The sequence below is a fragment of the Qipengyuania pelagi genome (genome assembly GCF_009827295.1).
Classification (GTDB): Bacteria; Pseudomonadota; Alphaproteobacteria; order Sphingomonadales; family Sphingomonadaceae; genus Qipengyuania; species Qipengyuania pelagi.
In genome coordinates this window covers 515247-537243 of the sequence record NZ_WTYD01000002.1, presented here as the reverse complement: position 1 = coordinate 537243, position 21997 = coordinate 515247, and the positions used below count along the sequence as shown (strand labels likewise).

Sequence of the window (21997 nt, the reverse complement as noted above, 5' to 3'; positions counted from 1 at the left end):
TTCTCACTTTTTCAAGTCATTTATTGACTGCAGTCCCATCCTGTTCCATAGAATGAGACACAGCACAACATTACTATTGACAGGCGAGACATTCCTCGTAATCGGTCTGCTCGCCCGCGCCCGCCGACAGCTCGTATTTCGCGGCATCGGCGGTGTTGTCGGTCTCGACCCCGCCCGCGAAGCCAGCGCGCTGCACGCTCTTCGAGCGCAGGTAATAGAGCGACTTGATGCCCTTCTCCCACGCCTGGAAGTGCAGCATCATCAGGTCCCATTTGTCGACATCGGCAGGGATGAACAGGTTCAGCGACTGCGCCTGGTCGATGAAGGGCGCGCGGTCGGCGGCGAATTCGAGCAGCCAGCGCTGATCGATTTCGAAGCTGGTCTTGTAGGTCGCCTTCTCTTCCGCGCTCAGGAAGTCGAGATGCTGGACCGACCCGCCCTTCTCCAGGATCGAATTCCACACATTGGTCGAATCCTTCGATTTCTCGCGCAGCAGCTTTTCGAGATACGGGTTCTTGACCACGAAGCTGCCCGACAGGGTCTTGTGGGTGTAGATATTGGCCGGGATCGGCTCGATGCAGGCGCTGGTGCCGCCGCAGATGATCGAGATCGACGCGGTCGGCGCGATCGCCATCTTGCAGCTGAAGCGCTCCATCGCGCCCATTTCTTCCGCATCCGGGCAGGGGCCGCGTTCCTTGGCTAGGACCATGCTGGCCTCTTCCGCCTTGGCGCTGACATGCTTGAACATCTTCAGGTTCCAGACCTTGGCCATCGGGCTTTCGAAGCCAATGCCCTTCTGCTGGAGGAAGGAGTGGTAACCCATGACGCCGAGGCCGACGCTGCGTTCGCGGCTGGCGGAATATTTGGCGCGCGCCATTTCGTCCGGCGCGCGGTCGATATAGTCCTGAAGCACGTTGTCGAGGAAGCGCATCACATCCTCGATGAACTGCTTGTCGCCGTTCCACTCGTCCCATTTTTCAAGGTTGAGCGAGCTGAGGCAGCAGACCGCGGTCCGATCATTGCCGAGATGGTCGCGGCCGGTCGGCAGCGTGATTTCCGAACACAGGTTCGAGGTCGAGACCTTGAGGCCGAGATCGCGGTGATGCTTGGGCATCATCCGGTTCACCGTGTCGGAGAAGACGATATAGGGCTCGCCCGTCGCGAGGCGGGTTTCGACCAGCTTCTGAAACAGCGAGCGCGCATCCACCGTCTTGCGGACCGATCCGTCCTTGGGGCTGACGAGGTCGAAGGATTCGCCCGCGCGCACCGCTTCCATGAACTCGTCGGTCAGCAGCACGCCGTGGTGCAGGTTCAAGGCCTTGCGGTTGAAATCGCCCGAAGGTTTGCGGATTTCGAGGAATTCCTCGATCTCGGGGTGCGACACGTCGAGATAGCAGGCCGCCGAACCGCGCCGCAGCGAGCCTTGCGAGATCGCGAGCGTCAGCGAATCCATCACGCGCACGAAGGGGATGATGCCGCTGGTCTTGCCGTTGAGGCCCACCGGCTCGCCGATGCCGCGTACCTGGCCCCAATAGGTGCCGATGCCGCCGCCGCGCGATGCCAGCCAGACATTCTCGTTCCAGGTGCCGACGATGCCTTCGAGGCTGTCTTCGACGCTGTTGAGATAGCACGAGATCGGCAGGCCGCGATTGGTGCCGCCATTCGACAGGACGGGGGTGGCGGGCATGAACCACAGCTTCGAAATCGCGTCGTAGAGCCGCTGGGCGTGGCCCTGATCGTCGGCATAGGCATCCGCCACGCGGGCGAACAGATCCTGGAAGTCCTCTCCGGGCAGGAGATAGCGATCGATCAGCGTTTCCTTGCCGAATTCGGTCAGCAGGTCGTCACGGCTTGTGTCGGTGACGACCTGGAAGCGGCGATCGTTGATCTTCTTGGAATCGTCGGCAGGCGCCGCCGAAGCCTTTACCGCTTCCATCATCGCACCGGCGAGCGCGGCATCGGCCTTTTCGGAGATCGCGGATTCGCTGACCAGCTCGTCGCTGCCGCTGTCGCCTGCCTGCATGTCGATTGCCTTTCCGCCCGTTTTCTCGGGCGACTTGTTGGGCGCGGGGCTGGAGGCGGGCGCGTCCGAGACAGTCGCCGTATCGTCCTGCGTCATGTCCAGTTCCATCGCGTCCTCGTTCCTGAAATCCATCGCTCGTCCTCGCCGTTCGTCTCGTGTCGCGTCCGATCGGATATGAGCCGATGTTCCGCATGTGTTCGATTCGGCGAGCTACCCCCGCCTAGCAATATTCGGGGGCGTAAGGGGCATGAAACTTATCCCCTTTTTGCCCACAGGGCCCAGCCAGGACCGAACGGAATCACCACCTGCCCCATATGGGTCCGGCGGCGATAATCGCTAGGTCTAGTGGGTCCCCCCAGGTGCCCGACTACCAGATACTGAATCAGACCGGGTCGGGGCGCAAGAGGGTGAAGAGTGTTTTAACGCGTCCCGGCCCCGCCCAATGGCGGTGTGTCATCCGACTGCAACGCAGCGACGCGTGGACCAAGCTGGACTTGTGATGAGCGCAAGAGCGAAAATGAATCCGTGAAAAAATTTTTGCGGGCAAAAGCGGCGCACTGGCGGTTGCGCAGCGATCGAATCCGCGCCCGCAATTATCGAATCTAGGCGGGCACTCCGGTGGCCTCATGCGCGTGTCCGGCGATCGCATCGGCAAGCTCGTCGACCAGTTCCAGCGGGAGGTCGTGGCCCCACCCCGGCAGGGTGCGAATCATGGCACCGGGAATGCAGGCGGCGGTGTCGCGCCCGCCCTCGCAGGGCACCAGCGGATCGTCCTCGCCATGCAGGACGAGTGTCGGCACGGTGATGCCGCGCACGATCTCGCGCCGGTCCCCGTCCGCCAGAATCGCGGCGAGATGGCGGGTGCCGCCTTCAGGGTAGAAGCTGCGGCGGATGCTCGCCTCGACCCTTTCGCGCAGGCGCTCTTCCTCTGCCGGGTAGGCAGGGCTGCCGATCGTGCGCGCCAGATACATCCCGTGGGCGACGAGCGCGGCCTCTTCGGTGCTGTCGGGCCGCTTGACCAGCGCCTGCAACGCCTCCTTGCGTGCGGCCGGGAGTTTCGGATTGCCGGTGGTCGAGAAGACCTGCGTGAAGCTGAGGCAGCGATCCGCATGTTTCGCCGCGACATGCTGCGCGATCATCCCGCCCATGCTCGCCCCGACGACATGCGCCCGCTCGATCTCGAGCGCATCCATCAGCCCGACCGCATCCTCGGCCATATCGGCGAGAGTATACGGGACCTTGGGCGTCAGCCCGATCTTCTTGAGCAGCGTCAGTTTGACCGGACCCGGCGCCTTCTGGCCGGTGAATTTCTGGCTGAGACCGACATCGCGATTGTCGTAGCGGATCACCCGGAACCCATGCCCGACCAGCGCCTCGACCAGCTCGTCCGGCCAAAGGGTCAATTGCGCGCCGAACCCCATGATGAGCAGCATGGCGGGATCGCTCGGATTGCCGTGATCCTCGTAATGGATCGTGACGCCGTTGGCGGTGGTTTGGGGCATTCGCTCTCTCCTGCGTTACGGCACCAGCACCGTATCCTTCGCCACCGGATCGGTCTCGGGGTAATCCAACGTGAAATGCAGGCCCCGGCTTTCGTGGCGTTTCAGCGCGCTCTTCACGATCAGTTCCGATGCCTGCAACAGATTGCGCAGTTCGATGAGATCGGTCGTCACGCGGAAGGCGCCGTAATAATCCTCGACTTCCTGCTTCAGCATGGCGATGCGGTTCTGCGCGCGTTCGAGGCGTTTCGTGGTGCGCACGATGCCGACATAATTCCACATGAAGCGGCGGATTTCGGTCCAGTTCTGCTTGATGACGACCTCTTCGTCCGAATCGGCGACCTGCGTATCGTCCCATTCGCGGATCGCGGGCGGTTCTTCGAGCGTGTCCCACCTTTCGAGGATGTCGCGCGCCGCCGCCTCGCCGAAGACGAAGCATTCGAGCAGGGAGTTCGAAGCCAGCCGGTTCGCGCCGTGCAAGCCGCTCTCAGTGCATTCCCCCGCCGCCCACAGGCCCGGCAGGTCGGTGCGCGCGTCCAGATCCACGACCACGCCGCCGCAGGTGTAATGCTGTGCCGGCACGACCGGGATCGGCTGCATGGTCATGTCGATGCCGAGGCCGGACAGCTTCTCGTCGATGGTGGGGAAATGTTCGCGCACGAATTCGGGCGGCATATGGCTGATGTCGAGATGAACATAGTCGAGCCCGAAGCGCTTGATCTCGGCATCGATCGCTCTCGCCACCACGTCGCGCGGGGCCAGTTCCATCCGTTCGGGGTCGTAGAATTCCATGAAGCGCTTCTTGGTGCGCGGATTGATCAGCCTTCCGCCCTCGCCCCTGACCGCTTCGGTGATGAGGAAGTTCTTGACCTCGAGATTATAGAGGCAGGTCGGGTGGAACTGCATCATCTCCATGTTGGAGACGCGGGCACCCGCGCGCCAGGCCATGGCGATCCCGTCACCCGTGGCGCCGCGCGGCGCGGTGGAGAAGAGGTAACAGCGCCCCGCCCCGCCCGCGGCCAGAACGGTGGCGCGCGCGACATGGCGTTCGACCGCGCCCGTCTCCTCGTTCAGCGCATAGGCGCCCCAGACCCGCCCGCCGCCGGAGAATTTTTCGGCATTGCGGCCGGTGATGAAGTCGATGCAGCTGCGCCCCGGCAGCAGGGTGATGTTGGGGTTGGCCTTCGCCGCGTTCAATAAGGCTTCCTGAACCGCCCAGCCGGTCGCATCGTCGACATGGACGATGCGGCGGTGGCTATGCCCGCCTTCGCGCGTCAGATGGAGGTGGTCGCTTTCGCGGTTGAAGGGGACGCCCAGTTCGCTCAGCCGGTCGATGCTGGCGGGCGCGCGCTCGATCACGAATTCGACCGTCTCGCGATCGTTCAGCCCTGCGCCCGCGATCATCGTGTCGCGCACGTGGTTTTCGAACGTGTCGCCCGCATCGAGGACAGCGGCGATGCCGCCCTGCGCCCAGGCGGTCGACCCGCCGGTGAGCGAGCCCTTGGCCAGCACCACCACCTTGCGGGTTTCGGCAAGCGCAAGCGCGGCGGTCAGACCGGCGGCGCCGGACCCGATGACGAGGATATCGTGCTGATAAGGATGCGTGGCCATATCCCGCGCTTGAACACGCGGCGCGCCATCGCGCAAGGGCGCAACGGTGCCAGCCCAGGGGGGTGGGGGTAGATGCTGCCCTATGAAACCGCGCTTCGTGCCGGTTTCCGCATCGGAGCCGGACACTGCGAGTCTAGGCTACACCACGCTTACATGCGTGGTTTGTGAAAAGCTCAGACCGCTGCCGTCAGCTGGACGAATACGTCTTCGAGATCCGCCTCGCGCGTGGTCACGTCTTCGATGGCATAGCCATGCTGCTGGATCAGCGAGAGAACCTGCCCCGCCGTGGTCGCGTCGCGATCATAGGTCACGTCGAGCCGGCGCGGATCGACCACCTCGGATTTGACGAAGGCTTCCTCCATGATCGGCCCCGCGAGATCCTTGTCGACCGAAACCGACACGATCTTCTCGCGCGCCATCCCGATCAATTCGCGCGTGGGCTTGTTGGCGATCAGTTCGCCGTGATTGATGATCGCGATCCGCTCGCACAATTCCTCGGCTTCTTCGAGGTAGTGGGTAGTGAGGACGATGGTAACGCCCTGTTCGTTGAGTTCGGTGACCAGTTCCCACAATTGGCGGCGCAGTTCGACATCGACCCCCGCAGTCGGCTCGTCCAGCACCAGGATCGGGGGGGAATGCACCATGGCCTTGGCGATCAGAAGCCGCCGCTTCATGCCCCCCGACAGGGTGCGGGCATAGGCATCGCGCTTGTCCGACAGGCGCACCGCTTCCAGCAATTCCTCGCTGCGCCGCTCCGCCTTGGGGATGCCGTAGAAGCCCGCCTGGTTCTCCAGCACCTCGAAGGGGGTGAAGAAGGGATCGAAGACGATTTCCTGCGGCACGATCCCGATCGAGCGTTTCGCGTTGCGGCGATTGCGGTCGATATCGAAGCCCCAGATCTCGGCGCTGCCATCGGTCTTGTCGACCAGCCCGGCGAGAATGTTGATCAGCGTCGACTTGCCCGCCCCGTTGGGGCCGAGCAGGCCGAAGATCCCGCCCTGGGGCACGTCGAAGCTGACGCCCTTCAGGGCCAGCTTCCCGCCGCCGTCTCCGTCCTTGGCGCCGTAACGCTTGAGGAGGTTGTCGATGCGGATTGCGGGTTGGGTGTCCGGTTGGATGTCCATGGGGGGGCACATAAGCGCCCCTGCCCGTTCGCGCCACCTTGCGCACGGGGAGGCGAGCATTTATCGGCAGTCACCATGAACACCGCGCCCCCCGAGATCGTGAAAGTCGAAACCAAGCGCGTCTGGTGCGACGGCGCCAGCGACATTCGCGGCGGCCCGAACTACCGCCCGGCGGCGCTCGGCCATCCCAAGGTCTATCTCGAGATCGACGAGCACGGCTATGTCGATTGCGGCTATTGCGACCGGCGCTTCGTCATGATCGGCGGCCCGGCGGACGGGGTCGATCCGGCGAGCCTCAGGGATATTTCCGAAGGCGCCGATCCGGGGCATCGCTGAGGCGTTTGCGTCAGTGCGGGGAGCCCAAGGCTGAGTCGCCCTGGATTGCCTCGCTTCGCTCGCAATGACGAGGAAAGGGCGGCTTGAGCGGCGGGTCACGCAGGGCACTGCCGAGAACGGACCTCGCTCCGATACTTCGTCATTGCGAGCACGCGAAGGCGACGCGGCAATCCACTGCGCGACGTATGGAAGCTTCCCCGGCTCGAGGCCGGGTCGCAAGGACGAGCGTGTCGCGGCCGACACGATTCCGACACGACAGGTGACGCGGCGGCGCGGACTTCCTATCCAGTCGGGATGACGACCACAACCGACCCGCACGCGCTTCTCTATCGCCAGATCGATCCCGACGCGGCGCTGCGCCTGACATCGGATCTGCTGGGCGCCTGCGACGATGGGGAGCTTTATCTCCAGTTCCTCGCTTCCGAAGCCTTTGCCTTCGATGACGGACGGTTGAAGACAGCCGATTACAGCCGCGATTCGGGTTTCGGCCTGCGCGGGGTTTCGGGGGAGACCACCGGCTTCGCCCATGCCAACGAGATCAGCCACAAAGCGATCGCGCGGGCGGGCGAGACGCTGCAAGTGCTCGATCCGGGCCGGCAGACGGGCATCGTCCCGCCCGAGCGCACCAATCGCCACCTCTACACCGATCTGTGCCCGCTCGACCTCGTGCCTTTTGCCGAAAAGGTCGCGCTCCTCGAAAAGATCGACGCGGTCGCCCGCGTGAAGGACCCGCGCGTCGCGCAGGTCAGCGCAAGCCTGCTGGCGAGCTGGAGCGTCGTGGACATCCTGCGCCCCGATGGCTTTACCGCGCGCGATATCCGCCCGCTGGTGCGGCTCAATATCGGGATCGTCGCCGAAGCCAACGGACGGCGCGAAAGCGGCAGTTTCGGAATGGGCGGACGCTATCTCTACGATCGCCTGTTCGATGAAGGACAGTGGATGCGCGGCGTGGACGAGGCGGTGCGCCAGGCGCTCGTCAATCTCGAAAGCGTGGCGGCGCCTGCGGGCGAGACCACGGTGCTGCTCGGCCCCGGCTGGCCGGGCGTGCTGCTACACGAGGCGGTCGGCCACGGCCTCGAAGGCGATTTCAACCGCAAGGGCACCAGCGCCTTTTCGGGCCGCATCGGCGAGCGGGTCGCCGCGCCCGGCGTCACCGTGGTGGACGATGGCAGCATCGCCGAGCGGCGCGGCTCGCTCTCGATCGACGACGAGGGCACGCCGACGCGCGAGACCGTGCTGATCGAGGACGGTATCCTGAAGGGCTATATGCAGGACCGGCTGAACGCCCGCCTGATGGGCGTGGAGCCGACCGGAAACGGCCGCCGCCAAAGCTATGAACACGCGCCCATGCCGCGCATGACCAACACCTTCATGCGCAGCGGCGAGGACGATCCCGCAGAGCTGCTCTCCCGCGTGAAGGAAGGCATCTACGCCACCAGCTTCGGCGGCGGGCAGGTCGATATCGTCAGCGGCAAATTCGTGTTCGCCTGCACCGAAGCCTACAAGGTCGAGAACGGCAAGGTGGTCGCCCCGATCAAGGGTGCGACGCTGATCGGCGACGGGCCGAGCGTCCTCACCCGCGTATCGGGCATCGGCAACGACATGACGCTGGACGAAGGCGTCGGCATATGCGGCAAAGGCGGGCAGAGCGTGCCTGCTGGCGTGGGCCAGCCGACACTGCTGATCGACCGCCTGACGGTGGGCGGAACGGGGTGACGCCTGCCAAGCGAAGCCCTTCGATGAGGAAACTCAGCCCGGGTTCAGATGTTTTGTGATATACATCGCTTCCATAGGAGAACCGATCATGCCCCGTCTTTCCTCGCTCGCCACCGCCGCTGCCGCAATCACCCTCGTCGCATCGCCCGCATCCGCCGAACGCAAGTCCGGCGAAGAGAAGCTGGCCGAAATGATCGACGGCCGGGTCGCAGGCGAACCGCAGAGCTGCATCAACACTTTCAACAGCCGTCCCCTGACCGTGATCGACGACACTGCGATCGTCTATCGCAGTGGCGATACGGTGTACGTGAACCGCACGCGGGCACCCCAGACGCTCGACAATGACGACGTTCTGGTGATTCGCAAATTCGGAAGTGGCAGCCGCCTCTGCCGCCTTGACCAGGTCAGCACGCGCGACCGGTTCAACGGTTTCTACACCGGCAATATCTTTCTGACCGACTTCGTTCCCTATCGCCGCGTCGGGACCGACTGACCGGCGATGGCGGCTGCGGTGCAGCCCTGGGCGCGCGAATTATTGCATGTCTGGTTCGAACGCCTCGGCCCCGCGGACTGGTTCGGCGGGGGTGAGCGTGTCGATGCGCTCCTGAGGCGGCGTTTCGAAGATACGCTTCATGCGATGGGCGACAGACCGCCCGATGAATTTTTGACCGACCGCAAGACCGCGCGTGCAGCCATCCTTCTCTTCGATCAGGTCCCCCGCAACCTCTACCGCGACAGCGCGCAGGCATTCGCTTGGGACGGGTTGGCGCTGGCGTTGACGCATGGTGTCCTCGACCGCGACTGGCTGACCGGGTTGTCGCGCCCTCAGAAGCAATTCGTCCTCATGCCGCTGATGCATAGCGAAGCGATAGCGGATCAGGACTTGAGCCTGCGCCTCTTCGCGCGCCACGCACCCGGATCGCTGGGTTTCGCGCGCAGCCATCACCGCATGATCGCGCGCTTCGGTCGCTTCCCGCATCGCAACGACACATTGGGGCGGAAAAGCTCCGAGGCGGAAAAGCGCGCCGTCGCAAACGGGTTCAGCTGGTAGAGCGCGTCGCCGCGTAGAATTCGCAACACCCGTTGACCGGGCAGGTCGGGCACTTGGGCGCCCGTGCGGTGCAGACGCGCTTCCCGAACTGGATCAGCCAGAAATGCCCGTCGCGCAGCGCCCATTCGGGCGTCCGCTCCTCCAATTGCTGCGCGGTCCGGTCCGCCGTCTTCGCATCGGTCAGGCCGATCCGGTTGCAGACCCGGTGCACATGCGTGTCGACCGCGATCACGTCCTTTCCGAAAGTGAAGCTCATCACGATATCGGCGCATTTGCGGCCGATGCCGGGCAGGCTCATCAACCCTTCGCGTGTGTCGGGCACCACGCCGCCATGCTCCGCCAGTAGAGCCTCGCAGAATTTGCGGATCGAGCGGGTCTTGTTGTTGTAGAGCCCGCACGGCTTGATCGCGGCGGCGATGGCGCGATCGTCCAGCTCGAGCATCTTTTCCGGCGTCGTGGCCAGAGCGAACAGCGCCCGGCTCGCCTTGGCGGTGTTGCGATCGAGCGACTGGGCCGAAAGCATACACGAGACGCACGACCGGAACGCGTCGGGCTGCCCCTTGGGCCCCTTCGCGTCCGGCGTGCGCCCCGGCATCTCACGCGCAAGGATGCGGTAGACGCGCTCGACCGCCTCATCGCTCAGCATGTCTCAGGCCGGGATCGGATCGTCGACCTGCTTGAGGCTCGGATAATCCGTGTACCCCTCGGCCCCGCCGCCATAGAAGGTGCTTTCGTCGGGTTCGTTATAGGGTCCATCCTGCGCGATCCGCTCGGGCAGGTCGGGATTGGCGAGGAACAGGCGCCCGAAGGCGACCGCATCGGCATGGCCTTTCTCGATCCATTCGGCGGCTTCGGCAGGCTCGAAATTCCCGTTGGCGATGAACGTCCCGTCGAAGGCGTCGCGCATCGTATGGAGGATTTTGTCGCCGCTCTGGTCCTTGCCCTCGCCGGTATGCGAATTGGGGCGGATGACGTGGAGATAGGCGAGCCCTCTTCCGGCCAGCGCCTTCGCGGCGGCGGGATAGGTCTCGTCCGGGTTCGCATCCTCGGTCCCGCCGGGGCCGCCCTGCGGCGACAGGCGCACGCCCACGCGGTCTGCGGGCAATTCCTCGCACACTGCCGCGACCACTTCGCGCATCAGGCGCAGGCGATTGTCGAGGCTGCCGCCATACTCGTCGTCGCGGTTATTGGTTTCGGAGCGGATGAACTGGTCGATCAGGTAATTGTTGGCGCAGTGCACCTCCACCCCGTCGAACCCCGCCTTGGCGGCGCAGCGGGCGGCGTGGCGGTAATCCTCGATCAGGCCGGGGATTTCGTCGGTGCGCAGGGCACGCGCCTCCTCGAAGGGGACCTGCGGCCCATCCTCGTGGCGATCGCCCACGAAAGCCTCGCCCTCGGGCGTCCATGCGGTGGCGGAGACGGGCTGGCCATGATCGGGCTGGAACACCGAATGGCTGATCGCGCCGACATGCCATAATTGGCAGAATATCCGTCCGCCCGCCTCGTGCACCGCGTCGGTCACCACCTTCCAGCTTTCGACCTGGCCATCGGTGAAGATGCCCGGCGTCCAGGCATAGCCCTGACCCTGCTGGCTGATCTGGGTGGCTTCGCTCACGATCAGACCCGCACCTGCGCGCTGCGCGTAATAGAGCGCGTGGAGGCCGGTCTGCTCGTTGGTCTTCGCTTCGGACCGGCTGCGGGTGAGCGGCGCCATCACGATGCGGTTCGGCGCTTCGAAGGCGCCGACATTCACAGGGTCGAAAAGGGGGGCATTGCTGGGCATGGGAACTCCGTTGTTCGTCAGCCTCCCAACGGCGGGATCGCCCAGAGCGTTCCGGCGCTCAGGTCCGGGCCTGCCCCGTCGCGCAGAGCGAGGCGGCGGGGCAATCCTCGCATCGGGGCGCGCTGGGCCTGCACCATGTCTGGCCGAGCTTCTTCATCAGCAGGTGATGCTCGTCGAAATCGGCGCCTGACCACTCGTCCGGCATGGCGGGCATGATCGCATCGAAAGCCCGCGCGGTGCTCGCCTTGGGCGGCACGAGGCCCATGCGCTGCAGGATGCGGGTATGGTGCGAATCTAGCACGATCGCCCGCCGGTCGAGCGTGCTGGCATTCATGACCCCCGCCGCGATCTTGCGCCCGATGCCCGGCAGGCGTTCGAGCCAGTCCATCGCCTCGCCGGTTTTCATATCCGCGAGATGCGACAGGTCGACCGCGCCACGCCGTTCGATCAGCGCGGTGAGGCTAGCCTTAAGGCGCTCCGCCGCGATATTGGGATAGGTCTGCGTCGAGAGTTCGGCCCGCAAGTCATCGAGCGGGGCCTCGGCCACCTTTTCCCACGAAGCGTAGCGCGTCAGCAGGCGGTCGGTCGCGGCGTTCGAGACCGGCGATTTCGTCCGCGCGCCGATCACGCCCTGCACCAGCACCCATTCCGGCGCGCGCCACGCCGCCGCCGCCCGCTCGATCCGCCCGAAGCGCTGGATCAATAGCGCCTGGAGGCGGCGCAGCGTCTCGGTGCGAGAGTCGGCACCGAGAGGGAGTTCGCCTGTCAGGGCTGGCCTCGGAAACGCGCTTCGAACACCGCCTCCCGCTCGGCCTTTTTCATGCCAGCCGTTTCCTCGACGAAGCGGTTACGGTCTTCGCGGGTTTCGAACACCCACACGCAGACGCTGTCGGGCCCGTGATAGATCGCCTTCAACTCGTCGTCGATGGCGCAGAGATCCTCCGGCATGGCGACCGGGATGCAGAGCGAGGTGGGAGGCGTCACTCCCATTCGATCGTGCCCGGCGGTTTCGAGGTGTAGTCGTAGGTGACCCGGTTGATGCCCTTCACCTCGTTGACGATCCGGGTCGCGCATTGGGTGAGGAAACCGGCGTCGAAGGGGTAGACGTCCGCCGTCATCCCGTCCGTGCTGGTCACCGCGCGCAGGGCGCAGACGCTGTCATAGGTGCGGTGGTCGCCCATCACGCCCACGGTCCTGACCGGGAGCAGGACGGCGAAGGCCTGCCAGATCGCGTCGTAGAGCCCGGCCTTGCGGATCTCGTCGAGATAGATCGCGTCGGCCTTCCTCAGGATGTCGCAGCGTTCCTTGGTCACCTCGCCAGGAATGCGGATGGCGAGGCCGGGGCCGGGGAAGGGATGGCGGCCGACGAAGATCTCGGGCAGGCCCAGCTCTCGGCCCAGTTCGCGCACCTCGTCCTTGAACAATTCGCGCAAGGGTTCGACCAGCTTCATGTTCATCCGCTCGGGCAGGCCGCCGACATTGTGGTGCGACTTGATCGTGACCGAAGGGCCGCCGGTGAAGCTGACGCTTTCGATGACGTCGGGGTAAAGCGTCCCCTGCGCAAGGAAATCCGCGCCGCCGATCTTCTTCGCCTCCGCCTCGAACAGGTCGATGAAGGCGCCGCCGATGAATTTGCGCTTTTTCTCCGGGTCGGTCTGGCCCGCGAGGCCGGAGAGGAACAACTCCTCCGCGTCCACATGGACGAGAGGGATGTTGTAATGATCGCGGAACAGGGTGACGACCTGTTCGGCCTCGTTCATCCGCATCAGGCCGTGGTCGACGAAGACGCAGGTCAGCTGGTCGCCGATCGCTTCGTGGATCAGCACCGCGGCGACGGCGCTATCGACCCCGCCCGACAGGCCGCAGATGACCTTGCCGTCCCCCACCTGTTCGCGGATTTCGGCGATCTTGGTGGCGCGGAATTCAGCCATCGTCCAGTCGCCCGCCATGCCGCAGACATGGCGCGCGAAATTGGCGATCAGCTTCGCGCCATCGGGCGTGTGGACGACTTCGGGATGGAACTGGACGCCGTAATATTTGCGCGCCTCGTCCGCGATCACGGCGAAGGGCGCGCCGTCGCTGGTGGCGACGATCTCGAACCCGTCGGCAAAGCGCGTGACCTTGTCGCCATGGCTCATCCAGACCTGGTGCCGCTCGCCGACTTCCCACAACCCGTCGAACAGGGCGCAGGGTTTGGTGACGGTCAGAAAGGCGCGGCCGAATTCGCCGCCTTCTCCCGTTTCATGGCCGGGCCGGACCTCGCCGCCCAATTGGTGCGTCATCACCTGCTGGCCATAGCAGATGCCGAGGATCGGCAGGCCGCTGTCGAAGAGGCATTGCGGTGCGCGCGGGCTCCCATCCTCGGGCACGCTGGCGGGCGATCCCGACAGGATGATGCCCTTGGGCCGCATCCGCTGGAACGCTTCCTCGGCCATCGTATAGGGCGCGATTTCGGAATAGACCCCCGCCTCGCGCACCCGGCGCGCGATCAGCTGGGTGACCTGACTGCCGAAATCGACGATGAGGATGGAGTCGGGGAGATGCTCTTTGTCCATGCGCGGAGCCGTTACCGCCAAGGCGATGGCCGGTCCAGAGCGGCTGGCGAGCGGAGCAGAGATGCCGACCTTTTACCGTTGCGTAAAACGCAACCCAGCTTGGCGTTTTCTCACTTTCGTTCGCCGCGCCGCAACATTATTTCGGGCCTCAGACGCCGATCCGGTCCTCCCACCGCATCGGTCGACGCAGGAAATGCCGCTTCCGGTGCATCGCGCCGACGGCATCCTGGCCCTCCCTTGCGGGGCATTCACGGTCGGAGCGCTCCTCTCCCCCTGATGCCCGACCGGCCCTGCAAGGCGCTAGGCAGCGAGTAGAGACGCGGCCGCCGAAACCTCTCCCCCCCCCTACCCTATCGGCGCCGCGTCTCGAAAGCCCGCCGCCCCTTCTTTCAGTCGGGGAGACCACGCCGTTCGGCTTCTTCGCGCAGATCGGTCTTCAGCAATTTGCCGATATGGCTGCGCGGCATCTGTTCGATTGCGTGCAACTGTGCCAGCCGCTGCGTCTTGCCGAGGCGGGCGTTGACGGCGGCGAGAATCATATCGGTGCTCGCGCCCTCTCTCGTCAGCCGCACGAAGCCCACCGGCGTCTCCCCCCATTTGCGCGAGGGCACGCCGATGACGGCAGCCTCCGCCACGCCGGCTTCCTTTTCCAGCTCGGTTTCGAGATCGACCGGATAGATGTTGAACCCGCCCGAGATGATCATGTCCTTCGCACGGCCCACCAATTCGACGAACCCGTCTTCGTCGACGCGCCCGATATCGCCCATCCTCTGCCAGACGTCGCCCGTTTCCGGGTCGGTCCAGTACCCCTCGCGCGTCTGCTCGGGGCGATTGTGGTAGCCGTTCATCATCGTGCCGCTGCGGCCCACCAGATGGCCTGCCGCGCCCGGCGGCACTTCGCGATCCTCGTCGTTGAGCACCTTGAGCTCGCTGCCCAGCGCGGGGCGGCCGACCGTGTGCAGCTTGTCGGGAAATTCATGGGCGGGCAGCAGGCATACGACCCCGCCCTCGGTCATCGAATAGATCTCCACCAGCGCGCCCGGCATCCGCGCCAGCACCTCGTGTTTGAGCGCCGGGGAGAAGGGGGCCGAGGTGCAGAATTTGAGCCGCAGGGCGGACAGATCCGCATCGTCGAGTTCGTCCGCATCCATCAGCCGCTGGTACTGGACCGGCACCAGCATGGTCAGCGTGGTCCGGTCCGCCTGGGCGTGATCGAGCCAGCGCGCCGCATCGAACTTGCCCATGATCCGCACGCTGCCACCGGCCAGCAGCGGCGCGAGGAAGGCGCGCATGGTGGTGTTGGAATAGAGCGGGGTCGAGGCGAGCGCGCGCACCGGCATTCCCTTGTCGACCGGGCTGGCGGCGGGCGCGGCGAACTGGGTCCAGCGCATGCCGTGGGAATGGACGATGCCCTTGGGCGTGCCGGTGGTGCCGCTGGAATAGATGATGTTGAAGGGATCGCCACGCTCGGGCGTGAAATCGGGCGCGCGGGTTCCGGCGGGGGCCATCCATGCGTCAATTTCCTCGTCGAGGACGATCTTGGTGAGGCGGGAGAAACAATCCTCGCCCATTTCGGTCAGTTTCGCGCGGGCGATAAAGATATGATCCGCCCCCGAATCGCGCGCCATTTCCTTCAGCTGATCGGCGCTGGCGCTGGTGGTGAGCGGCGCGGCGACGCCGCCTGCGCGCACCGCGGCGAGGAAGACCAACGCATAGGGGATGGAGGAGGCGCCGAGGATCGCGACCGCCTGCCCGCGCTCTAGCCCGTCCTCGACCAGCCGGGCCGCGATCCGCTCGATCCGGTCGGCCATCTCGGCCCATGTCAGGGCGCCCGTTTCGTCGCGCAGGGCGATCGCGTCGGGTTGCGCCTCGGCCCAGGCGGCAAGCGTTGCGGAGAAATCGCCATAGGGTTCGGCGAGGCGGTCGGCGATGTCGCTGGCGTCCATCGCGCCACCCTAGATGCGCCGCGCGCAATGTCGAGAGTTGGGTCGAGAGTTGGGTCGAGAGTGGTGTCGAGAGCGATCAGCCGCCGAGATCGCCGAGCACGAAGGCGAGGATCACGCCGAGCGCGGTCGCGATCCCGCTCAGATAGTGATCGTCCCTGTAGGCCTTGGGGAAGACTTCGGTGGCGAGGCTGGCGACCACGGCGCCTGCGGCGAAGCAGCGGATTATGGCCAGCGTTCCCTCGCCAACCCCGGCCAGCAGGAGATTGCCCGCGATCGCCGCTGCCGAAAGCAAGCCGGCAGTCCCGGCCCACAGCAGCATGACCTGCGCTTTCGATCGCCCGCCGCTCGCCATGCTGCGCGCGCCGCCCGCCGCTTCGGGAAGGTTCGATAGCAGGATCGATCCGGCCAGCGCCGCCACCTCCAGTCCTCCCGCCCCGATCAGCGCCACGCCGAGCGCCAGATTTTCCGGTATCCCGTCGAGCGTGATCGCCGCGAGCAGGCCGCCGCCCGAATTCGAACCCCATTTCTCGTCGATCAGATAATCGAGCCCGCAGAACACGATCGCGCCAGCCGCCACGCCGAGCATGGCGTGGAACACGCTGCTCTTGTCGATCGAGGGTTGGATCAGCTCGGTCGTGACCGACAGCAGCAGCGCCCCTCCGGCCAGCGCCACGAGGAAGCCTTCCAGCCGGTCGGGCAGCCTGCCGTAGATGCCCCATGCGGCCCCGGCGACCAGCGCACCCGAGACCACCAGCACCACGGCAAACAGCATCAGCATTCGATGACGTTCACCGCCAGCCCGCCCTGGCTGGTCTCCTTGTATTTGGTCGACATGTCGAGCCCGGTCTGGCGCATGGTCTCGATCACCTGGTCGAGCGTCACGCAGCTTTCCGCCGCCGTGCGATGGAGCGCGAGCCGCGCAGCATTGACCGCCTTGACCGCGCCGATCGCGTTTCGCTCGATACAGGGCACCTGCACCAACCCGCCCACCGGGTCGCAGGTCAGCCCCAGATTGTGCTCCATCCCGATTTCCGCCGCGCTGGCGACCTGTTCGGGATTGCCGCCCCACAGAGCCGCCAATCCGCCCGCCGCCATCGAGCAGGCCACGCCGACCTCGCCCTGACAGCCCATTTCCGCGCCCGAAATGCTGGCGCGCTGTTTGTAGAGCAGGCCGATCGCGCCCGAGGTCAGCAGGAAGGTGCGGCGGCTTTCCTTGCAGTCCTCCTCGTCGGCGGTCTTGCAATAGAAGCGCATCACCGCCGGGATGATCCCCGCCGCGCCATTCGTGGGCGCGGTGACGACGCGGCCCCCGGCGGCATTTTCCTCGTTCACCGCCATGGCGTAGCAATTGAGCCAGTCGAACAGGGATTCGCGCTCGTTCGACTGGGGCTGGGCGGAGAGTTTGTCCCAAAGATCGGGCGCGCGGCGGCGCACCTTGAGGCCACCGGGCAGGATGCCGCGCTGCGACAGGCCGCGATCGATACACCCATCCATCGCCTCGGAAATCCGATCGAGCCCCGCCATGGTCTCGTCGCGCGGGCGCATCGCGTCCTCGTTGGCGAGGACGAGGTCGGCGATCGACAGGGCGTGCCCCTCGCAGAGCGCCAGCAATTCCGCCGCCGATCCGAAAGGGTGGGGCACGGGCGATCCGGTGCGGACGCGATCGTCCTTGGGCTTGCGCGCGAGCTGGGCCGCGCTCGCCACGAAACCGCCCCCGGTCGAATAATAGGTCCGCTCGAGCAGGACACTGCCCTCCCCATCGCGGGCGACGAGATGCATCCCGTTGGGGTGGAGATCGGGAATGATGTGCCCGGCCAGGTCGATATCGCGCGCCTTGTCGAAGGCGATTGCGTGCTGGCCCGACAATTCGAGCCGCCCGGTTTCCTGTATCCGTGCCAGCGCCTTGGCGGCATCGTCGGGATCGGTGCGATCGGGGCGGAACCCGGCGAGGCCGAGAATCGTCGCATCGACCGTGCCGTGCCCCACCCCGGTCAGCGCCAGCGAACCTTGCAGCTCGACCGCCATCCTTGCCGTCCGCTCCAGCGCGCCCGCCTTGTTCAGCGCGCGCACGAAGCGCACCGCGATCCGCATCGGGCCTACCGTGTGCGAACTGGAGGGGCCGATGCCGATGCGAAAGATGTCGAGAATGGACAGCATACCGTAGCGGCACGTGGCCGCGCGGACGCGCCCGGTCAAGCGATCCCGTCCTTGGTGCGGCAAGATGGGGAAAAGGCCCGTGAAACTTTGTCAAAGGCGCTGCGTGCGCCTATATACTCGCCATGGACGAGAACATCCCAGCGACGCCGGAAAACGGCGCGACAGCAAGCCCCAATTCCGCGAAACGCAACGGCGAATACGGCGCCGATTCCATCAAGGTCCTGAAAGGCCTCGATGCGGTGCGCAAGCGCCCCGGCATGTATATCGGCGATACCGACGACGGATCGGGCCTCCACCACATGGTGTTCGAGGTGTCGGACAACGCGATCGACGAGGCGCTGGCGGGTCATTGCGATCTCGTCCTGATCGAGCTGAACGCGGACGGATCGGTCAGCGTCGAGGATAACGGCCGCGGCATTCCGGTCGACATGCACAAGGAAGAAGGCGTTTCCGCCGCCGAGGTCATCATGACCCAGCTCCATGCGGGCGGCAAGTTCGAGAACACCAGCGACGACAACGCCTACAAGGTGTCGGGCGGCCTCCACGGCGTCGGCGTCTCGGTGGTCAACGCGCTGTCGGAATGGCTCGAACTCGTCATCTGGCGCGACGGCAAGGAACACTGGATGCGCTTCGAGCATGGCGATGCGGTCGAAGCCCTGCGCATCGTGGGCGATGCCCCGCCGGTCGAATCGAATGGCGACGACAACGGCCTCAAGAAAGGCACGCGCGTGACCTTCAAGGCGAGCGAGGACACGTTCAAGAACGTCATCGAATTCGATTTCGACAAGTTGGAACACCGCTATCGCGAGCTGGCCTTCCTGAATTCGGGCGTGCGCATCAAATTGCGCGACAAGCGGCACGAGGAACCGCTGGAGCACGACCTGTTCTATGAAGGCGGGATCGCGGCCTTCGTCAGATATCTCGACCGCAACAAGCAGCCGCTGATCGCGGACCCCATCGCCGTGTCCGCCGAAAAGGACGGGATCGGGATCGACGTCGCGCTGCAGTGGAACGACAGCTATTACGAGAACGTCCTCACCTTCACCAACAACATCCCCCAGCGCGACGGCGGCACCCACCTCGCCGCCTTCCGCGCCGCGCTGACGCGAACGCTCAACAATTACGCGACCGCCTCGGGCCTGATGAAGAAGGAGAAGGTCAGCCTTTCGGGCGAGGATATGCGCGAGGGGCTGACGGCCATCGTCAGCGTCAAGCTGCCCGATCCCAAGTTCGGATCGCAGACCAAGGACAAGCTGGTCTCCTCCGAAGTCCGCCAGCCTTTGGAATCGCTGATGGGCGAGAAGATGGGCGAATGGCTGGAGGAAAATCCGAACGACGCCAAGGCGATCATCCAGAAGATCATCGACGCCGCCGCCGCGCGCGAGGCCGCGCGCCGTGCCCGCGAGATGAGCCGCAAGGGCGCGATGAGCGTCGCCTCGCTTCCCGGCAAGCTCGCCGACTGTCAGGATCGCGATCCGGCGAATTGCGAACTCTTCCTGGTCGAGGGTGATTCGGCGGGCGGCTCGGCCAAGCAGGGTCGTGATCGCAAAACGCAGGCTATCCTGCCGCTGAAGGGCAAGATCCTGAATGTCGAACGCGCGCGGTTCGACCGGATCATCTCGTCGAAGGAGGTCGGCACGCTGATCCAGGCGATGGGCACGGGCCTGCGCGACGAATTCACGCTCGACAAATTGCGCTATCACAAGATCGTCATCATGACCGACGCCGATGTCGACGGCGCGCATATCCGCACCCTGCTGCTGACCTTCTTCCACCGCCAGATGCCCGAGATCGTGAAAGCCGGGCACCTCTTCATCGCGCAGCCGCCGCTCTACAAGGTGACGCGCGGCAAGTCGGAAGTCTATCTGAAGGATCAGGCCGCCTATGATCGGTATCTGACCGAACAGGGCCTGCAAGGTCGGGTGCTGGAGACGGCGGGCGGCACGCGCGGGGCGGGCGAATTGTCCGAACTGGTGGCGCATGGCCTCAGGATGCGGAACCTGCTCGGCTTCGTGCCGCGCAAATACGATACCGACCTGATCGAGGCGATGGCGCTGGCAGGCGCGCTCGATCCCGAATTGTCCGATCGCAGCGAAGCGCTCAGCCGCGCCGCTGCGCATCTCCAATTGGGCGATCCTGAAGCCGACTGGTCCGCCGACCGGCTCGATAACGGCACGGTGCGCTTCCATCGCCTGTGGCGCGGCGTGACCGACGTGCACGAGATCGAAGGCAAGTTCCTCGACAGCGCGGAAGCGCGCAAGCTCCACCGCGTGGCGGGCGAGCAGGCCGAGGTCTATACCGCGCCGGTGCGCCTGGTGAAGGGGGCCGAGGAAACCGCCGAGACCGAAGCACAAGAGAACGACGAAATCGAAACCGTGTCGGTCGCAGAGGAAGGCGCGATCATCCTGCCGACGCAATTGCTGGAAGCGGTGCTGACCGCGGGCCGCAAGGGGCAGAAGATCCAGCGCTATAAGGGGCTGGGCGAAATGAACGCGGAGCAGCTGTGGGAGACTACGCTCGACCCGGACAATCGCGCGCTTCTGCAGGTCAAGGTCGAGGATGCGGACGTCACCGACGAGATCTTCACCCGCCTGATGGGCGACGTGGTCGAACCGCGCCGCGAATTCATTCAGGACAATGCTCTCAATGTCGCGAACCTCGATGTCTGACCCTGTCAGCCATCGAGAACCGCTTTGGGCTTTGAACGTCGCGAATCTCGACGTCTGATCGCGATGTGAAGAACCCGATCGCGCCCGGATCGCAGGCCGAACAGGTCGGGCGGTTGATGCTGGCGGGCGCGCTCGTCCTGTTCCTGCCCCTGCTGCCGTTCGGGACTTTCCTGCTCTACCCCTTCGTCATCCTGACGACGTGGTTCCACGAGATGGCGCATGGGCTGGCCGCGCTGCTGGTCGGGTGGGATTTCCAGCGGCTGGTGATCTTTCCCGATGGATCGGGCTTTGCGGAAAGCCTGTCTCCGATCGATGCAAGCCCGTTAAAGCGCGCTTTCGTCGCCGCCGCCGGACCGCTGGGGCCGACGCTGGTCGGATCGCTGCTCATTCTCGCATCGGGCCGCAGGCGGAGCTGGCGACCGGCGCTGTATGCGCTCGCCGTCGCCCTGATCCTGTCGACGCTGATCTGGGTGCGCAGCCCGGTGGGCGTGGTGGTGCTGCCGCTCGTCGCGCTGATCCTGATAGTGATCGCGCGCAGTAATCGGCCCGATCTCGAACGCTTCGCCCTGCAATTCCTCGGCATCCTCGCCGCGCTCAGCATGTTGCGGGACTGGAATTATCTCTTCACCGAGAGCGCCGTCATCGGAGGCCGACGCGTCCTGTCCGACACCGGCGCGATCGAGGCGGCGCTAATCCTGCCGCACTGGATCTGGGCGGGCCTCATCACCATTCTCTCCGCCCTCGCGATCGGCGCGAGCCTGAAACGCGCGCTCAACCGCGACGGACGAACCCGCTGATAAGCGCTCAGTCGGGGCGGACGGGACGGCCGTTGGATGTCATGCTGACCGTATCGGCGTCCCCGAAACTTGTGCCGTCATGGTCGCCCGCATCGTCCAGCCGGACGCCGGGAACGAACCCATCGGTTGAGTCGGCTTCACCGGTCTCGCTCACCAATTCCTCGAACAGCTTTTCGTAGTGATTGATCGCGCGGCGCATTTCCTCGGTGGTCGCGTCCCCGCGCTTTTCGGCGATGTCGTGCGCGTCGCGATAATGCTTCGCCACGGCACCGTGATCGACCGTCAGATCCTCGTAACGGCGGTCGAAATCGCCGACCGGAAACCCGCGCGCTTCCATCATCGTGCCGAGCAGGCGGTCCGCGCGCAGCACCGCTTCGGGCGGACTGTCGACGAACAGCATCTTCACTTCGCGCCACTCGTCGCCAAAGCGGTCACGCTCCGCCGGGGTGAGAGGCCGGATATCGAATTCGGCCACCCGCCGCTCGCGCTCCTCGAGATTGCGTTCGGCGCTGCTACGCCCGCCGGTGCTGTCGACGGTGCGGTCATATTCCTCGCCGAACTTGTCGCGCAGATGCGCGGTCTTGCGGCGGCGCATCACGAACCAGACCACGGCGAACAGCGCGATCACCACGGCGATCACGACGAGCAGCTGGATCAGCTGGGCTTCCTGCATGGCATTTCTCCTCGCGCGGGGCGGTCCGCCTATCCGCGCCTGGGAGCAATACGCGCG

The 21997-nt window shown here is 65.3% G+C and carries 19 protein-coding genes; 6 read left to right on the top strand and 13 right to left on the bottom strand.

The window, feature by feature from the left end; translation table 11 throughout:
* Window positions 1-73 precede the first annotated feature (73 nt).
* The 4 genes from GRI47_RS13345 to GRI47_RS13330 form a co-directional block, all read right to left on the bottom strand.
* Window positions 74-2155 carry a ribonucleoside-diphosphate reductase subunit alpha gene (locus GRI47_RS13345; protein WP_160661832.1) on the bottom strand — a complete coding sequence of 694 codons (2082 nt, stop codon included), beginning with the start codon at window positions 2153-2155 and terminating at the stop codon, window positions 74-76.
* A 470-nt stretch (window positions 2156-2625) separates the two neighbouring features.
* On the bottom strand, window positions 2626-3525 hold the full coding sequence (locus tag GRI47_RS13340; RefSeq protein WP_160661831.1) for an alpha/beta fold hydrolase: 900 nt from the start codon (window positions 3523-3525) through the stop codon (window positions 2626-2628).
* 15 nt (window positions 3526-3540) lie between these two features.
* Entirely contained in the window at window positions 3541-5133 is a 1593-nt protein-coding gene (gene nadB, locus GRI47_RS13335) for an L-aspartate oxidase (RefSeq protein ID WP_160661830.1), read from the bottom strand.
* 173 nt (window positions 5134-5306) lie between these two features.
* A complete protein-coding gene (locus GRI47_RS13330; RefSeq protein ID WP_160661829.1) occupies window positions 5307-6257 on the bottom strand; it encodes an ABC transporter ATP-binding protein in 951 nt (316 codons plus the stop codon).
* Window positions 6258-6332: 75 nt separating this feature from the next.
* Here GRI47_RS13330 and GRI47_RS13325 point away from each other — a divergent pair, with 75 nt between their 5' ends.
* From GRI47_RS13325 to GRI47_RS13310, 4 genes are all read left to right on the top strand, one after another.
* Window positions 6333-6593, top strand: coding sequence for a zinc-finger domain-containing protein (locus GRI47_RS13325; RefSeq protein ID WP_160661828.1), 261 nt, complete (start codon window positions 6333-6335; stop codon window positions 6591-6593).
* Between the two features lie 294 nt (window positions 6594-6887).
* Window positions 6888-8309 carry a metalloprotease TldD gene (gene tldD / locus GRI47_RS13320; protein ID WP_160661827.1) on the top strand — a complete coding sequence of 474 codons (1422 nt, stop codon included), beginning with the start codon at window positions 6888-6890 and terminating at the stop codon, window positions 8307-8309.
* A gap of 88 nt (window positions 8310-8397) precedes the next feature.
* A complete protein-coding gene (locus GRI47_RS13315) occupies window positions 8398-8802 on the top strand; it encodes a hypothetical protein (protein ID WP_160661826.1) in 405 nt (134 codons plus the stop codon).
* A gap of 6 nt (window positions 8803-8808) precedes the next feature.
* Window positions 8809-9360 carry a DUF924 family protein gene (locus GRI47_RS13310; protein ID WP_160661825.1) on the top strand — a complete coding sequence of 184 codons (552 nt, stop codon included), beginning with the start codon at window positions 8809-8811 and terminating at the stop codon, window positions 9358-9360.
* Here the strand turns inward: GRI47_RS13310 and GRI47_RS13305 are convergent.
* The 8 genes from GRI47_RS13305 to GRI47_RS13270 form a co-directional block, all read right to left on the bottom strand.
* Window positions 9350-10006 carry an endonuclease III domain-containing protein gene (locus GRI47_RS13305; protein WP_160661824.1) on the bottom strand — a complete coding sequence of 219 codons (657 nt, stop codon included), beginning with the start codon at window positions 10004-10006 and terminating at the stop codon, window positions 9350-9352. The genes GRI47_RS13310 and GRI47_RS13305 overlap by 11 nt on opposite strands.
* 3 nt (window positions 10007-10009) lie before the next feature.
* Window positions 10010-11143, bottom strand: a complete 1134-nt coding sequence (locus GRI47_RS13300; protein ID WP_160661823.1) for an alkene reductase — start codon at window positions 11141-11143, stop codon at window positions 10010-10012.
* Window positions 11144-11201: 58 nt separating this feature from the next.
* The gene (locus tag GRI47_RS13295) at window positions 11202-11846 is read right to left on the bottom strand and encodes an endonuclease III domain-containing protein (protein ID WP_237452802.1); all 645 of its coding nucleotides are present in this window, start codon (window positions 11844-11846) and stop codon (window positions 11202-11204) included.
* Between the two features lie 62 nt (window positions 11847-11908).
* A complete protein-coding gene (locus tag GRI47_RS13290) occupies window positions 11909-12133 on the bottom strand; it encodes a hypothetical protein (RefSeq protein ID WP_202387532.1) in 225 nt (74 codons plus the stop codon).
* Window positions 12124-13698 carry a glutamine-hydrolyzing GMP synthase gene (gene guaA, locus GRI47_RS13285; RefSeq protein WP_160661822.1) on the bottom strand — a complete coding sequence of 525 codons (1575 nt, stop codon included), beginning with the start codon at window positions 13696-13698 and terminating at the stop codon, window positions 12124-12126. The genes GRI47_RS13290 and guaA overlap by 10 nt, the downstream gene beginning before the upstream one ends.
* A gap of 389 nt (window positions 13699-14087) precedes the next feature.
* The gene (locus tag GRI47_RS13280; RefSeq protein WP_160661821.1) at window positions 14088-15644 is read right to left on the bottom strand and encodes a class I adenylate-forming enzyme family protein; all 1557 of its coding nucleotides are present in this window, start codon (window positions 15642-15644) and stop codon (window positions 14088-14090) included.
* A 76-nt stretch (window positions 15645-15720) separates the two neighbouring features.
* Entirely contained in the window at window positions 15721-16422 is a 702-nt protein-coding gene (locus GRI47_RS13275; protein ID WP_160661820.1) for a ZIP family metal transporter, read from the bottom strand.
* Window positions 16416-17801: an L-serine ammonia-lyase gene (locus tag GRI47_RS13270; RefSeq protein WP_160661902.1), complete on the bottom strand. Its 1386-nt coding sequence runs from the start codon at window positions 17799-17801 to the stop codon at window positions 16416-16418. The genes GRI47_RS13275 and GRI47_RS13270 overlap by 7 nt, the downstream gene beginning before the upstream one ends.
* Window positions 17802-17923: 122 nt before the next feature.
* Here GRI47_RS13270 and gyrB point away from each other — a divergent pair, with 122 nt between their 5' ends.
* Window positions 17924-20470, top strand: a complete 2547-nt coding sequence (gene gyrB / locus GRI47_RS13265; protein WP_160661819.1) for a DNA topoisomerase (ATP-hydrolyzing) subunit B — start codon at window positions 17924-17926, stop codon at window positions 20468-20470.
* A gap of 65 nt (window positions 20471-20535) precedes the next feature.
* Window positions 20536-21267 (top strand): M50 family metallopeptidase, encoded by a 732-nt coding sequence (locus GRI47_RS13260; protein ID WP_160661818.1) that lies wholly within the window; start codon window positions 20536-20538, stop codon window positions 21265-21267.
* 7 nt (window positions 21268-21274) lie between these two features.
* Here GRI47_RS13260 and GRI47_RS13255 read toward each other — a convergent pair whose 3' ends face one another.
* On the bottom strand, window positions 21275-21940 hold the full coding sequence (locus tag GRI47_RS13255; RefSeq protein WP_160661817.1) for a hypothetical protein: 666 nt from the start codon (window positions 21938-21940) through the stop codon (window positions 21275-21277).
* Window positions 21941-21997: the final 57 nt, after the last annotated feature.

Bases quoted from the DNA above. Each gene is read 5' to 3' on its own strand.
- GRI47_RS13310 (WP_160661825.1), top strand. From the start codon at position 8,809: ATGGCGGCTGCGGTGCAGCCCTGGGCGCGCGAATTATTGCATGTCTGG.
- GRI47_RS13305 (WP_160661824.1), bottom strand. From the start codon at position 10,006: ATGCTGAGCGATGAGGCGGTCGAGCGCGTCTACCGCATCCTTGCGCGT.
- GRI47_RS13325 (WP_160661828.1), top strand. From the start codon at position 6,333: ATGAACACCGCGCCCCCCGAGATCGTGAAAGTCGAAACCAAGCGCGTC.
- GRI47_RS13300 (WP_160661823.1), bottom strand. From the start codon at position 11,143: ATGCCCAGCAATGCCCCCCTTTTCGACCCTGTGAATGTCGGCGCCTTC.
- GRI47_RS13315 (WP_160661826.1), top strand. From the start codon at position 8,398: ATGCCCCGTCTTTCCTCGCTCGCCACCGCCGCTGCCGCAATCACCCTC.
- GRI47_RS13290 (WP_202387532.1), bottom strand. From the start codon at position 12,133: ATGGGAGTGACGCCTCCCACCTCGCTCTGCATCCCGGTCGCCATGCCG.
- GRI47_RS13255 (WP_160661817.1), bottom strand. From the start codon at position 21,940: ATGCAGGAAGCCCAGCTGATCCAGCTGCTCGTCGTGATCGCCGTGGTG.
- GRI47_RS13340 (WP_160661831.1), bottom strand. From the start codon at position 3,525: ATGCCCCAAACCACCGCCAACGGCGTCACGATCCATTACGAGGATCAC.
- GRI47_RS13270 (WP_160661902.1), bottom strand. From the start codon at position 17,801: ATGCTGTCCATTCTCGACATCTTTCGCATCGGCATCGGCCCCTCCAGT.
- nadB (WP_160661830.1), bottom strand. From the start codon at position 5,133: ATGGCCACGCATCCTTATCAGCACGATATCCTCGTCATCGGGTCCGGC.
- guaA (WP_160661822.1), bottom strand. From the start codon at position 13,698: ATGGACAAAGAGCATCTCCCCGACTCCATCCTCATCGTCGATTTCGGC.
- GRI47_RS13275 (WP_160661820.1), bottom strand. From the start codon at position 16,422: ATGCTGATGCTGTTTGCCGTGGTGCTGGTGGTCTCGGGTGCGCTGGTC.
- GRI47_RS13345 (WP_160661832.1), bottom strand. From the start codon at position 2,155: ATGGATTTCAGGAACGAGGACGCGATGGAACTGGACATGACGCAGGAC.
- GRI47_RS13330 (WP_160661829.1), bottom strand. From the start codon at position 6,257: ATGGACATCCAACCGGACACCCAACCCGCAATCCGCATCGACAACCTC.
- tldD (WP_160661827.1), top strand. From the start codon at position 6,888: ATGACGACCACAACCGACCCGCACGCGCTTCTCTATCGCCAGATCGAT.
- gyrB (WP_160661819.1), top strand. From the start codon at position 17,924: ATGGACGAGAACATCCCAGCGACGCCGGAAAACGGCGCGACAGCAAGC.
- GRI47_RS13280 (WP_160661821.1), bottom strand. From the start codon at position 15,644: ATGGACGCCAGCGACATCGCCGACCGCCTCGCCGAACCCTATGGCGAT.